We start from the raw sequence: 12,812 nt of genomic DNA, 5'->3' as shown, positions 1-12,812 counted from the left end.
AGTGAGGACAACCCATGTTCATTGAGACAGACTATTTTGGCAAAATTGAAGTAAATGAAGAAGAAACGATTTCATTCGTCAGCGAGATTCCCGGTTTCCCGGACTCGAAGACGTTCGCCCTCATCCCTTATGGCGCCGAGCTGCCGTTCTGGTCGCTCCAGTCGCTCGAGGACCCGGCTTGCGCTTTCGTCGTGACGAACCCGTTCTGGCATAAGCCGGACTATGCGTTCGAATTGACCGACGGCGCGAAAGAGCAACTGGGCATCGATGAGGCCGAGCACGTCTCGGTATATGCCATCGTGACGCTCCGCGAACCGTTCGACGCTTCGACGCTCAACTTGAAGGCGCCGATCGTCATCGAGACGAAAGAACGCCGTGGGAAGCAAGTCATCTTGGACGACGTCTACCCGGCCCGGTTCCCGCTCGGCGGCCAGAAAGAAGAGGTGCGCTGATGCTCGTATTGAAACGAAAACAAGGTGAGGCGATTCATATCGGAGACGATGTGACGCTCACTGTGCTCGCCATCGAAGGCGACCAGGTCAAGCTTGGCATCGATGCCCCGCGCCATATCGATATCCATCGTCATGAGGTGTACGTTCAGATGCAGGCCGAGAACGAGTCTGCCCGGGACAGTGCCAACTTGATGAAACAGATGATGCAAAACAAGTCGGAGGCGTGAGCTTCCGGCTTTTTAGCTGTCCTAAAAATTGGGAAGGGTGACATACATCACTTTTTTACGATAGGATAGGGTGGGAAGAAACGACGGGAGAGGATGAGGTGACATGGGGCAAGTCGTCAATATCTTTTTTATTAATATCAGCATCATCTATTTACTCGTATCGCTCACGTTCTATTTGATGCGGCATCTCTTACCGATTCAACCGGCTTCGCCACTCGCCGTACGTGTCTGGTTCGGAATCTCAAACGGAATCATTGCCATCCTACTCACCATTAATTCATTTATGGTCGAAGCGGCACGAATTGATTTACGGGTCATTCCGCTCGCCCTCGCGGCCGCCTATGCCGGTCCGATTGGAGTCGCCGTTACAATTGTGCTGATGCTGGGCGGTCGCTTCATTCTCGATGGGATGACAGGCCAAGTTATCAGCTCGTTCGGTACGCTGGCTCTGTTCCCCATCTTAGCACTCGTGCTGAGTCGGCTATCGCTTCGGCGAGGTCATTTGTACGCGGTCTACCTTGTCTTCGGGACGGTTCTCGTCCTGTTCCGTATTGCTGGGAACGTACCGATGCATGCGTTCATGACGGTGTTCTTGCCGTATTTTGTACTCACGTTCCTCGGCGGTTGGGTGTGCTATTGGGTCGCGAAACAGATTGAGACGCATCTTCGGATGTTCCGGCTCCATACGCAACGGGCAACGATTGATGAACTGACGGGACTCCCGAACCGCTATATGACGCTCGAACGGTTGAACGAGGTCGAGATGTCGGGTCTCCCTTGGGCGCTGTTCGTCATCGACGTCGATCGATTCAAACAGTTGAATGATACATATGGACATCGGGCCGGTGATGCGGCGCTTCATCACATCGGTCAAACGTTACGGACGAACTGTCCGGTTGGGGGATTCGTCGGACGTTACGGCGGAGAGGAGTTTTTGATGGTGCTCGAGGACGTCGGAGACGTGAGGACGATTGCCGATGGAGTCGTCGCCGTCGTCCGAGACACCCCGTTCTCGTTTGAAGGGACAGAAATCCCGATGACGGTGTCACTCGGGGCCTCGCTCGCCGGGGCCGAACCGGGCACGCTCGTGTTCGAACGAGCCGACGCTGCTCTTTATCAGGCTAAGACGAGCGGGCGTGACCAAGCAAAAATCGGGTAAACAAAAAATCGGTCCCAGGGGGCCGATTTTTTTAGTGGATATTTTTCTTTTTGAACTGACCGCCTCGGACGTCATGGATATTGCCGATGGCGAGAAACGCCTTCTCGTCATAGTCGTCGAGGATGTCTTTCAGTTTTGTCTCTTCTAACCGACTGATGACGGTAAAGACGACTTTCTTGCCATCGCCCGAGTAGGCACCTTCGCCGTGTAGATACGTCACGCCGCGGCCGAGCCGGTCCATGATGGCTTGGCCGACGTCGTCCGGTGCTGACGTGATAATCCACGCCGCCTTCGACTGGTCGAGCCCCTCGAGGACGATATCGATCGTCTTGAACGCGACAAAGTAGGTGATGAGCGAATACATGGCCCGGTCCCAGCTGAAGACGAAACCCGCCGTCCCAAGGATGAAGATGTTGAAGAACATGACGATCTCGCCGACGGAGAACGGCAACCGGTCCGTGAACGACACGGCTAAAATCTCGGTCCCATCGAGCGACCCGCCGGCCCGGATGACAAGCCCGATCCCGGCGCCGAGCAGGAAACCGCCGAAAACGGTCGAGAGAAGCAAGTCGTCGGTGAACGGTTCAATCGTGTGGAGCAAGATTGTGAAGCCGGACATGAGCATGATGGCAATCAAGGTGACGACGGCGAACGTCTTTCCAATCTGGCGATAGCCGAAGTAGATGAATGGCAAGTTGAACAGGACGAGCCAAATGGCAAGTTTCGTCTCCGTCAAATACGACGTGATAATCGAGACACCGACGATGCCGCCGTCGATGATTTGGTTCGGGACGAGGAATGCCTCGAGCCCGATGGCAAAGATGAACGAGCCAATCAAGAGGAGCAGCCCCTTGGCGAGGAGTTCGGTCGGTTTGATCGGATTATGTTCACGTTTCAAGCGGAGCACTTCCTCCGGTGTCGGAGAAGGCATCGGTGGACGCTGCATCGGGGGTCACTCCCTTTTTTCTTTTTAGTATAGCAAACCTCACACAGGATGAAGCAGAAGCGGCAGACAATCTGACACAAGTTTTTATCAATATCGTATATGCTATTTTACTATTATTTTATGCTAGACTAGGAAAGTTGATTTAAAAAGGAGGACGTTACTTATGAAACGTGACAATCGAGCCTGGCTCATGGGCTTTCAAATCATCATGAACATCATCGGCGGGATGATTGCGGCGTATGGCCTCGAGTCGGTACTGATCCCGAACAGCGTATCGGACGGGGGCATTACCGGAATCAGTATCGTCGTCTCCCAACTGACCGGTGTCCCGCTCGGCGTATTCCTCGGCATCCTGAACATCCCGTTCGTCTATCTCGGCTATAAACAGATTGGGAAGAGCTTCGCCATCCTATCGGTCACAGGCATCGCCTCGCTCTCGGTCGGGACCGTGATCATGCACCACGTCCCGACGATCATCGATGGAGACACGCTCCTCGTCACCGTCGTCGGCGGGATCATTCTCGGACTCGGAATGGGGCTGTCGCTCCGGAACGGGGGCGCGCTCGACGGCATCGACATGCTGGCCGTGCTGTTATCACGGAAGTTGCCGTTCGGGACGAGCGACTTGATTCTGTTCTTGAACGCGTTCGTCTTCATCGTCGTCTCGACGGTATTCGGCCTGCAAGGGGCGGTCCTGTCCGCCATCGCCTACTTCATCGCCTCGAAAGTCATCCATATCGTCGAGGAAGGCTTGAGCGGCGCGAAGACGTTCAAAATCATCACGGGTGCGCCCGATGTCATGGTCGAGACGATTCGCGACCGGCTTGGCCGGAGCGCGACGCTGAACCAGATTCAAGGAGCGTACTCGAAAGAGTGCTATTTCGAAATCACGTGCGTCATCAACCGGCTCGAGGAACGGAAGATGAAAGAAATCATCAACCAAGTCGACCCTGAGGCGTTCGTCGTCGTGTACGAGGTGTCGGAGGTCAAAGGTGGGAATTTCCGCAAACGCGATATCCATTGAGACAAATCAAGCAGCCGGCGCTGCTTGATTTTTTTTTGAGGCAGGGAAACACGTCACGGATAGGGAACACATGGGGATTCGGAAAGGAGAGAATTCATGCGTCCACTTTTATTAGGTGTACTCGCCGCCTTATTTTTCGCGAGCACGTTCGTGTTGAACGAATCGATGCAGGTCAACGGGGGCAGTTGGGCGTATAGCGCCTCGCTCCGTTTTCTGTTCATGATCCCGCTCCTCGCTTTCGTCGTCTATGTCCGGGGCGGGATGACTCGGGTACGCCGGGCGCTCGTCGAACAGCCGGGGCCGTGGCTCGTCTGGGGCACGGTCGGCTTTGGTTTGTTTTATGTCCCGATTTGTCTCGCCGCCGAGGTCGCCCCGCCTTGGCTCATTGCCGGTACCTGGCAAGTGACGATTATCGCCGGGGCGCTGTTATCACCACTCTTCCGGCGGGGTGACGGCACACGGGAACGAATCCCGTGGACGGCGCTACGCTTCTCTGGCATCATCTTGTTCGGCGTCGTCTTGATGCAAGTCGAGTTCCTCGCCGACTTCGAGCCACGCTTCTTATGGATCGGGGTGGTGCCGGTTTTGATCGCCGCCTTCGCCTATCCGCTCGGCAACCGGAAGATGATGGCTCACACCGACCTCGACGTGTTCGAACGTATCCTTGGAATGTGTATCGGCTCGCTCCCGGTCTGGCTCTTGTTGTTCGGTTATGGGTTGACGACGGGCGCGCCGTCTGGCTCGCAACTGACGCAGACGCTCCTCGTCGCACTCTTGTCCGGTGTCGTCGCGACGGTGCTCTTCTTCAAGGCGACCGATCTCGTCAAACACGATATGGGGAAATTGGCGACGGTGGAGGCAACGCAGGCGCTCGAGGTGTTGTTCGCGCTCATCGGCGAGTTGATTTTCCTTCAGGCGCATCTGCCGTCCGGACTGTCGCTCGTCGGCATCTCGCTCGTCATGGTCGGGGTCGTGCTGCATAGTCGCAGCCAGTTTAATGTAAAGGAGAGTCTGGTGCCGGCGGCGAATCGATATGACAAGGAGGGATGAACATGTCTTACGGATTGATGGGAAAGCTGACGGCTGTCCCGGGTGAGCGCGAGATGCTTCTTGCCATCTTGCTTGAGGCGGCTACAGCGATGGAACAAGAGCCGACGTGCGAGACATATCGGGTGAACGTCTCGCTCGACGACGAGTCGATCGTCGTGTATGAGGTATGGGAGAGTGTCGAGGCGCATCAACAGTCGCTGTCGCTTGAGACGACGCAGACGTTGATTGGGCGGGCGAAGCCGATTTTGGCCAACATCGAACGCTTGGCCGTGTTCGAGCCGAGGCGCAAAAACTAAAAAAATCCACGTCCGAGGACGTGGATGAAGGGTCAAGCTTTCGTCAAGCTGCCTTTGACCTTCTCATAAAACTCGTCCATCATGCCGGTACGGCTACCGAGCTGGCAGATAAGTTCAAGTGTCTCTTTATAGAACTTTTTGACGAGTCCTTTGTTTTTGATCCCGTCCATCGACGCGAGTGTCTTGTCGAGGTTTTGCAGAATTTCTTCGATTTGGTCGTCCGAGTCCGGTTTCACGACCGTCATGTTGTCCGGGATTTTGACGACTTTGTCTTGCTCCTGGTGACGGAACGACGCGCCGAAGCCGAGGTTCTCGATGAACAGGTGTGGCATCACTTTCTGACCGAAGAACTGTTTATGCCAGTCCGTCGCTTTCATCGTGTCCATGTCCTGCTTGAACGTGGACGCCGTCGAGACGTACTTTTTGAACAAGTCGGTCATGAACTTCTCGATGACCGGGATTTGAAGGGCGAAGACGTTCTTTAAGAGCGCGTCGAGCTGTGCGCGTGACAATTGTTGTTCGTTTGACATGTCGGTTCCTCTTTTCTATAATACGATACTTTTATCGTATGGGATTGCGGAACGTGCGTCAACGCATCGCTAAACATTTTTTCAGAATATTTAATGATTTAAGGACATTTTATGCGATAATCGTCTCATGGCAAGACTAAAGAGGAGTGAATCCACATGAACAAAACAATGAAATGGGCCGTCGCGCTCGGCGTGACGGGTGCCCTCGTCGCAACGGTCGGTGTCGTCTCGTCCCGGGGGCGGACGGACGACACGACGCAGACAATTCGTGACCGTGAGCTCGGTTATGAGATCATTCTCCCGTCGAAGATCGTCGAGGCGATTGAGCGTGGAGACGTCTATATCGAGAAGGCGCAGGATGTCGTCGATATCGGCGACAAGAACAGCTACGGCACGTTCGACCTCTACTATAACGTCGAGGACGGCGACGACCAGTTGTTGTTCCATTTAGACTTGATTGACCGTGAACTATCAGAAGAGGCGTTCGCAGAGGAAGTCGGCTATGGCAACTACCTCGGTGCGAGCGACAAGACGTTCTTCTGGGTCGAACCGACCGAGGCCGTCCCGGGTGCCGAGGCACACACGGACGAGATCGCGGAGCTGCTCGAGACGCTCCCGGAGCTCGAGTTCCGGACGTTGTAAGTCCGCCCGCTACGGCGGGCTTTTTCGATTGTGCTACAATATGACGTGAGGTGATTTCATGAATTGGACAGTAGAAGAAGTGAGACAGGCAGACCAAGTCGCAGCGCTCGAGGCGGCGGTCAATGACTTTGACAAGATTGACGTGAAACTCGGACACGTGTCAATCGGTCAGAACGACTACGCCGTCTATGACAACGATACACTCGTCGGCTATATGGTGCTTTTCCCATACCTCCCGAACGAGTATGAGGTGAACGCGCTCGTCCATCCGGACTATCGGAAACAAGGCGTCTTCGCGACGCTCTTTGAGGCGGCGAAAAGTGACGCGAAGGAGAACGGCTGCGAGGCGTTCACGTTCGTCATCGACCGGAAGTCGAAGGACGGCAAGGCGGTCATCGACCACATCGGTGCGGCGTATCAGTTCTCGGAATACAATTTGGTGCTCAAAAAAGCCGAGTTGTTCTTGAAGCCGGACGAGGTGTCGCTCCGCGAGGCGACCGATGCCGATCGTCCGCTCATCATCGAGACGTTATCTGAAGCGTTCGGGGACCCGCTCGACGTGACGGAGAACATCTACCAGCAGATCGACACGCCGGACCGTGTGACGTATATCGGTGAAGTCGATGGCCGTTCCGTCGGCGTCATCCGCGCGCTCCTGTCAGGCGAAGATGCCGGCAGCATCCACGCGTTCGGTGTCAAGGCGGACGAGCAAGGCAAGGGCTACGGTACGAAGATGTTGAAGCAGATGGTCCAACAACTGTTCCGCATGGGCCGGACGAAACTCGAGCTCGACGTCGAGACGGAGAACAAGGCCGCGCTCGAGATTTACAAGCGGGCCGGGTTCGCTGAAAATGGCGGCTATGAATTCTATTTGTTAGAACTGTGAGGTGAGACAAATGGTTCGAAATTTGAAATGGATGGGTGCCGCCTTCGAGGCGCTCCTCGGCATCCCGGCACTCGGTGGACTGTTCATCATCAGTATGGGTTACACGCCGCTCGGGTTCATGCTCGTGTTCCACATCGTGGTGCTCGTCTTGTCGATCACGCGGCTGAAGCGGATTTCGGTCGGACCGATCGTCGGCATCACGGCGTCGGTGCTCGGGTTCATCCCGTTCCTCGGCATGATGTTGCACTGGGCGGCCGCGCTCGCGCTCGCAATCGACGCGCTCATGACACCGCGCGAACAGGTGCACATGACAAAAGAAGACGATCGATTTTGATATGAACGCTCTCGGAGACGAGGGCGTTTTTTCATTGACCAAAACTTCAACTGAAAACGCTATACAAAAGCGGGCGATTGGACGATATAGAAAGTGATGAATTACACAGAGGAGGAACTCATAGTGAAGCTATTCAAAAACTTTACGACCCAACTGCTCGCTTGGATTTTGGTCACATCCTTTATTACGGGCGGAGCGGTCGGCTTGATCACGCTCTTGCTGCTCACAGAGCTTGAGATGGCGAAAGGACAGGTCATGCTTGTCGGGACGGCCGTGGCCTTGCTCATCTCAGGTTTAGGTGGCGCTGTCATCTACTTGATCGCCCGTCGCCCGCTCAAGGCGATCGAATCGGCGTCGGATAAGGCGGTCGAGGTCGGGAACGGCGATTTGACGGTCGTGTTCGCGAGCGAGACGACGACAGACCGTTCGGAGATGGGGCGTCTGCTCCTGTCGATGGACAACATGGTCGGACATCTGCGGGAACAAGGAACGAACATGCGTTACACGGCGGACCAGCTCACCGGTTCGGCACAAGAAATCGCGGCAGCGGTTCAAGAAGGGAATATCGCCGGCGAGAACATTCGCCAAGCGATGGACGCCTTGAACAAGATGCTTGAGGACAACGTCAACGCGACATACAGCTCGATGGACTTACTCGGTGCCGTCGCTCGGACGATGGAGAACATCCGAAACGAGATGGGCTCGGCACTCGAATCAGCGAGTGAGATGCAACAAGAGGCAGAGAGCGGCAAAGGCCTCGCCTCGTCGTCGGTCGATGCGATGCATGCGATCGCCGGCAAGGTCGAGCAGTCGTCGACGCTCAACAGCAAGTTGACAGAAATGACAGGCGAGATCTCGCGCATCACGGACGTCATCAGCGACATCTCAGCGCAGACGAACTTACTTGCCTTGAACGCATCGATTGAAGCAGCTCGGGCCGGTGAACATGGACGTGGATTCGCGGTCGTCGCGGCCGAGGTCAAGAAGCTCGCCGAACAGACGGCGAACTCGACGCAAGAGATCACCGATTTGATTGTCGACGTCAAGCGTTTGGTTGGCGACACGTCGTCATCGATGGCGAACGTGAAAGCGGAAGTGGAGACGGGTGTCGGTCTCGTCGAGAAGGCGGGTGGTGCGTTCGCATCGATCCACAATTCGGCGAACGAAGTGTACAGCCACGTCCATTCGGTCGATGCGCTCTTGGATGAATCGCGCGGCCAGATCGACTCGGTCGTTACGAACTCGGCCGGCATTGTCGGCATGGTCGAAGAGGCGTCACGCTACGCGACGGAAGTCACGTCAGCGGCGAGCCAACAGGCGGCGAGTCTCGGTGAAGTGAACGGCGCGATGACGGAGCTCGTCCGGGTCGCGGAGAGTTTGCAGAACGAGACGGAGCAAGTGAAGGTAGAAGCGTAAGGAGGAGCGACCCAGAGATGGGTCGCTTTTCTATTTATTAAATATATATTTACCTAATTATGTAAAATTAATCAATATGATATTTTTTTGGTATAGAATAGAATTAGAAATGTAGTACATAAAAATAATGAGGGATATCATTTGAATGAGTCTATCGACATATGGAAAGAAAGAATAGAAAAATACTCCAAAGAAACATCTCAGTTTATAGACAAATGGATTGATCACTTGGATGAAAAGGGTACGAAGCTAAAAGACAAGTGGATTGAACAAAGTCAAACGATTGATAAACAGAATCGTCTGCTAGAGTCTTTGAAAAAGAAAGAAGAATTGAACCAAAAAACAATTCAATCTTTGCAACAAAAATTGAAAGACAAAGACTCTAACAAGAACCAGCAACGAATGAATGACCTCTCGAATTCTTTAAAAGAGAAAAATGAAATAGTAGGAAAATTGCTACGTCACGTTCAGGCACAGCAAAAACAATTAGATGAAAAGAATGTTAAAGTACAAAAGCTTGAAGAGACATTAAATCAATCAAAGAAGATAATTAGTGAAACTCAATATCGCTTGAACCAATCTAAAATAATGTTAAAAGAACTTCAAGAAGAACGACTAAAAGTTCAAAAAGAACACCAACGAACGACTAAATTGCTTCAAACCTATAAAGCGAAGCTTGAAGAAGCTGCAAGTGAAAGCACAGTTCGACACTACGAACATCTCATTAAAACGTTGACCGATCAACTTTTTCAAGTGACAGAACGGACAGAAGAAATCGACCGTGAAATGTATCAAGAGAATAATAAAAATCGTGAATTTGAAGAATTACTAGAACAAGAAAAATTGCGTGCCACCGAGTATCTCAGTGATATTAAGCACATGAAACTTGAATATGAGAAAGTCATTTCGGAGCGTGAACAATTATACGGTCTATTAACAAAGTACAAAGATGAGATGAATACGTACATCTCTCAGTTAGAGAATGAAAGGGAAATCGTGACTAGTCAAAGAGCCGAAATGCATGAACTTGAGAATTGGTTGAATGAAGAGTGGAACGAGCGTGAGCGATTACAGATTGAGTACGAGAATTTAATTGCGCAACGAGCTGAAATATTTTTTGAGCGGGAAACAACGACAAGTGAATTAAAAAAGAAAATGGATTTAGAACAAAGGATGGAGCGAGGATTCGATAAAATATTTCAATATGTAAAACTTTCTCCTACTTTCTACAAGGACTACAGACAATTGAAAGACCCAAGCGAACGAATGAGCTTAGAAGTAGGACTGATTGAGATGGAAATTGCATATCGAATGGGAAAACCGAAGTATCGTCGAAATATTGTTAGAACTAAAGAGCATCACTATTACGAGTGCGAATGGGGTACTAATATTGGATTGCCTGGGCGAATTTACGTCCGAAATGAAGGTTCGGGATGTGTAGTGGAACGAATTAGCCGAATCAAGGACGGTGGAAGCAAGCTTAGTCAAGATCGTGTAATTGACTGGTTAAAAAAACAATAAAAAAATTGAGACATCACTAAACATTGTCCCTATCATTCCGATATAGAGTGTGGAAACGATAAAACGTTCCAACTAATACAAGGTGAGGGGCCGGCCTAAGCCTTGTATGCTCGGACAAATGGATTTGGAAGAGCGGAAAAAACTCAAACCTATGGAGGGAAATTACAATGATTATCAACAACAACTTAAACGCTATGAACGCACACCGTAACATGTCAGCAAACACTACACAAACAGGTAAGGCAATGGAAAAATTGTCTTCAGGTTTACGCATCAACCGTGCTGGCGATGATGCGGCAGGTCTTTCAATCTCTGAAAAAATGCGTGGGCAAATTCGTGGTCTTGAACAAGCATCACGTAACGCGCAGGATGGCATTTCTTACATCCAAACTGCTGAAGGTGCGTTGAACGAAGTTAGTTCGATTTTGACACGTATGAAAGAGCTCTCTGTTCAAAAAGCAAATGAAACTTACAATACTGAAGATGTAGCTAACCTTGATCTTGAGATGAACCAATTAGGCTTAGAAGCTGACAAAATCATTTCAGATACAGATTTCAACGGAACAGCTGTATTCACTGCCGCAATCGATGTAATTGTCAGTGATGATGATACAGACTCATTTGAAATCGGTGTTGCACAGGCTGCTCTTGCATTAACATCTGCATCGACTACTGCAAACATCGAAGGTGCAATCGATGACATTAACACGGCTCGTTCAACTCTCGGTTCACAACAAAACCGCCTCGAGCACAAAATCAACAACTTGAACGTAACTTCGGAAAACCTTCAAGCTGCTGAGTCACGCATCCGTGACGTTGACATGGCGAAAGAGATGATGAACTTCACGAAGAACAACATCCTCAACCAAGCTTCACAAGCAATGTTAGCTCAAGCCAACTCTGCACCGCAGGCAGTGCTTCAACTCCTTCGGTAAGAATTGACGGGCGTCTTATCTGGTAACGGATAAGAGTACCACTGGGTGAATTGCTGGAACTCCTTAGAGCCCTCCTTACGACAACGTGACTGGAAACGGTGAACGTGAGCGTTATGAAAAAAGGAAGGGATTGGACAATCAGCAGCCAAGCATCTGTCAGGAAACTGTGATGAAGGTTCAACGACTAGGATGTACGACCTACCGACTTCACGTCCATGGTTATGAGATCCGTACCTCGACAACGGCGAGGGAAGTGCCCAGCCCCTACTTTACAATAATTTATGACTTTATATTAAAATTGTAAAAGGGTGAAGATATAGTCTGGTCCATATTGAAAGATATGGTTATCTGCAAGCAAACCAACAGCCGCAAGCTGTACTTCAATTGCTCCGTTAATATAGCGATTGACTATTTAAAAGTTATACTAAAAACCGTGGAGCTTATGCTTCACGGTTTTTCACGTCTCGCCACTTATAAACAACTGACCAGTATGTTCGGTTAAGTCTACAGGCAATTTCTCGGTCAGTGACACCTCGAAGCTTCCACTCAATCAATGAAGCAATTTCGTCATTTGAATACGGACGGGCAGGAATGGATACCCTAACTGTGTAGTCAGGATGTGTTGATTTGTAGTGTTCGATTTCGGAGGTGAGACGTGTTTTCCAATCCAGCTTATATGAGAAGGCTGGTAATTCCAAAAGATATGGATGCAAGAGGTCGAGGATTTGAAACGTATCTGTCACTTTGGTCGTTTTCAGATAGTATCCCGTCCCGCTCGGTGTACCTGAGATTCTGACGTTGACAGCGAAGCGTTCACATAAAAATATGGCTAGCTGTTCTAACTGCTGTTTTGAGAATGCTTGTAGATACAAGGCGATATGCGGCGTGAATTGGATCTCTTTTTTTCGATGATTAAATCGTTTGCTGAGTAGAAGTGAACCATCATCAAGATAAAGCGTGAGTAAAAATGCGGGATGATGCACGCCATCGAGTAGTTCGAACGGAATATGCTTTTTATTGTTCGGATAGAAGTGAGGGAACAACTTTGTCATGAGTGGAATTGAACGTGATACAAGGTTGTTACCCCGTAAGTAAAGTAGGTCCGGGAGTTTTCTGTGTTTCCATTGCCGATAACTTAATTGCCCCATACTAAAATGCTCTCGATAACTGTTGTTAATACGGCGATCGTACGGATAACATTTTGTAATCTCTCCATCGCCTAAAATACTCGCTAGTAAGATTGCAATTTGCTCGTCTGACAATCCTCTGTAGACGTCAAGTTGATTTTGACACTTTTTGCTCGTTTGCCTTTTACACTTCTGCCGAAAACAATGATTTCCGGTTCCTCATCCGATGACTGTCGTCATCACTATGTATGATTTCGACGCGATGGA

Annotated in this window: 15 protein-coding genes; 12 read left to right on the top strand and 3 right to left on the bottom strand. The window is 50.8% G+C overall.

The genetic code is table 11. The features are described from left to right. Positions 1-14 precede the first annotated feature (14 nt). From fliW to EVJ33_RS05925, 3 genes are all read left to right on the top strand, one after another. Complete coding sequence (fliW, locus tag EVJ33_RS05935; RefSeq protein WP_131435349.1) at positions 15-452, top strand: flagellar assembly protein FliW; 438 nt, start codon at positions 15-17, stop codon at positions 450-452. Then, on the top strand, positions 452-679 hold the full coding sequence (gene csrA / locus EVJ33_RS05930) for a carbon storage regulator CsrA (RefSeq protein WP_021066562.1): 228 nt from the start codon (positions 452-454) through the stop codon (positions 677-679). Before fliW ends, csrA begins: the two co-directional genes overlap by 1 nt. Before the next feature lie 103 nt (positions 680-782). After that, positions 783-1,838: a GGDEF domain-containing protein gene (locus EVJ33_RS05925; protein ID WP_131435347.1), complete on the top strand. Its 1,056-nt coding sequence runs from the start codon at positions 783-785 to the stop codon at positions 1,836-1,838. A gap of 31 nt (positions 1,839-1,869) precedes the next feature. Here EVJ33_RS05925 and EVJ33_RS05920 read toward each other — a convergent pair whose 3' ends face one another. Beyond that, a complete protein-coding gene (locus EVJ33_RS05920) occupies positions 1,870-2,784 on the bottom strand; it encodes a YitT family protein (protein WP_201739667.1) in 915 nt (304 codons plus the stop codon). A 163-nt stretch (positions 2,785-2,947) separates the two neighbouring features. Here EVJ33_RS05920 and EVJ33_RS05915 point away from each other — a divergent pair, with 163 nt between their 5' ends. The 3 genes from EVJ33_RS05915 (at position 2,948) to EVJ33_RS05905 (ending at position 5,154) form a co-directional block, all read left to right on the top strand. Further along, positions 2,948-3,808 carry a YitT family protein gene (locus EVJ33_RS05915; protein WP_131435345.1) on the top strand — a complete coding sequence of 287 codons (861 nt, stop codon included), beginning with the start codon at positions 2,948-2,950 and terminating at the stop codon, positions 3,806-3,808. Positions 3,809-3,904: 96 nt separating this feature from the next. Next, positions 3,905-4,858 (top strand): DMT family transporter, encoded by a 954-nt coding sequence (locus EVJ33_RS05910; RefSeq protein WP_131435343.1) that lies wholly within the window; start codon positions 3,905-3,907, stop codon positions 4,856-4,858. 2 nt (positions 4,859-4,860) lie between these two features. Next, the gene (locus EVJ33_RS05905; protein WP_131435341.1) at positions 4,861-5,154 is read left to right on the top strand and encodes a putative quinol monooxygenase; all 294 of its coding nucleotides are present in this window, start codon (positions 4,861-4,863) and stop codon (positions 5,152-5,154) included. 32 nt (positions 5,155-5,186) lie between these two features. Here EVJ33_RS05905 and EVJ33_RS05900 read toward each other — a convergent pair whose 3' ends face one another. Next, positions 5,187-5,684 carry a hypothetical protein gene (locus tag EVJ33_RS05900; RefSeq protein ID WP_131435339.1) on the bottom strand — a complete coding sequence of 166 codons (498 nt, stop codon included), beginning with the start codon at positions 5,682-5,684 and terminating at the stop codon, positions 5,187-5,189. 156 nt (positions 5,685-5,840) lie between these two features. Here EVJ33_RS05900 and EVJ33_RS05895 point away from each other — a divergent pair, with 156 nt between their 5' ends. From EVJ33_RS05895 to EVJ33_RS05870, 6 genes are all read left to right on the top strand, one after another. Further along, on the top strand, positions 5,841-6,326 hold the full coding sequence (locus tag EVJ33_RS05895) for a hypothetical protein (protein WP_131435337.1): 486 nt from the start codon (positions 5,841-5,843) through the stop codon (positions 6,324-6,326). A gap of 58 nt (positions 6,327-6,384) precedes the next feature. Beyond that, positions 6,385-7,212: a GNAT family N-acetyltransferase gene (locus EVJ33_RS05890; protein ID WP_131435335.1), complete on the top strand. Its 828-nt coding sequence runs from the start codon at positions 6,385-6,387 to the stop codon at positions 7,210-7,212. A 10-nt stretch (positions 7,213-7,222) separates the two neighbouring features. Continuing rightward, on the top strand, positions 7,223-7,546 hold the full coding sequence (locus EVJ33_RS05885; protein WP_201739666.1) for a hypothetical protein: 324 nt from the start codon (positions 7,223-7,225) through the stop codon (positions 7,544-7,546). Between the two features lie 123 nt (positions 7,547-7,669). Beyond that, the gene (locus EVJ33_RS05880) at positions 7,670-8,962 is read left to right on the top strand and encodes a methyl-accepting chemotaxis protein (RefSeq protein WP_131435331.1); all 1,293 of its coding nucleotides are present in this window, start codon (positions 7,670-7,672) and stop codon (positions 8,960-8,962) included. Between the two features lie 141 nt (positions 8,963-9,103). After that, entirely contained in the window at positions 9,104-10,483 is a 1,380-nt protein-coding gene (locus EVJ33_RS05875; protein ID WP_131435329.1) for a coiled-coil domain-containing protein, read from the top strand. A 167-nt stretch (positions 10,484-10,650) separates the two neighbouring features. Beyond that, positions 10,651-11,418 (top strand): flagellin N-terminal helical domain-containing protein, encoded by a 768-nt coding sequence (locus EVJ33_RS05870; RefSeq protein WP_131435327.1) that lies wholly within the window; start codon positions 10,651-10,653, stop codon positions 11,416-11,418. Between the two features lie 440 nt (positions 11,419-11,858). On the opposite strand, the gene EVJ33_RS05865 is transcribed toward EVJ33_RS05870, so the two are convergent. Further along, complete coding sequence (locus EVJ33_RS05865) at positions 11,859-12,680, bottom strand: endonuclease (protein WP_131435325.1); 822 nt, start codon at positions 12,678-12,680, stop codon at positions 11,859-11,861. Between the last annotated feature and the right edge of the window lie 132 nt (positions 12,681-12,812).

It is taken from the genome of Exiguobacterium sp. SL-10, assembly GCF_004337025.1.
Lineage (GTDB): Bacteria > Bacillota > Bacilli > Exiguobacteriales > Exiguobacteriaceae > Exiguobacterium.
Note: the sequence above shows the minus strand (reverse complement) of the source record. Positions and strands in the feature narration are given on the sequence as shown.